Source organism: Myxococcus llanfairpwllgwyngyllgogerychwyrndrobwllllantysiliogogogochensis (assembly GCF_006636215.1).
GTDB lineage: Bacteria > Myxococcota > Myxococcia > Myxococcales > Myxococcaceae > Myxococcus > Myxococcus llanfairpwllgwyngyllgogerychwyrndrobwllllantysiliogogogochensis.
The window spans coordinates 1-412 of sequence record NZ_VIFM01000894.1; the positions used below are offsets into that span (position 1 = coordinate 1).

General features: G+C 47.6%; 1 protein-coding gene. It reads right to left on the minus strand.

Going from position 1 to position 412, the window contains the following annotated elements; translation table 11 throughout:
- Window positions 1-412 (minus strand): LysR family transcriptional regulator (locus FJV41_RS56230; RefSeq protein ID WP_141649666.1); only part of this gene is annotated, 412 nt, incomplete at both ends.

Genomic DNA, 412 nt, shown 5'->3' on the forward strand with positions numbered 1-412 from the left:
GTTTCTCTCCAAAGGGGATGGCAATCATCTCTTTGGGCACATCCTGCGAATAGCGAATGCCGGCGTCAAAACCGGACTCGATAATATTGACTTTCCGATCGGTGGCATACAGTTCGAGCGTCACATTGGGACAGGCGTTTTTAAAGGCGATAAAATAGTCTTGAAAAAACAGGTCAATAACAATGCGCGGTAAATTAACTTTCACCACGCCTTCCGGAGTCAGACGGTGATAATTCAGACTGTCCACCACCCGGCGATAATCATTGACCACCGGCGTTATATTATTAAGAAATTCCTCACCCACTGCGGTTAATGACAAACTGCGCGTTGAGCGATTTAGCAGGCGCACGCCTAACTTTTCTTCCAGATGATTAATAGCGACGGTAAGGGCCGGTGGGGAAAGGTTTAACGC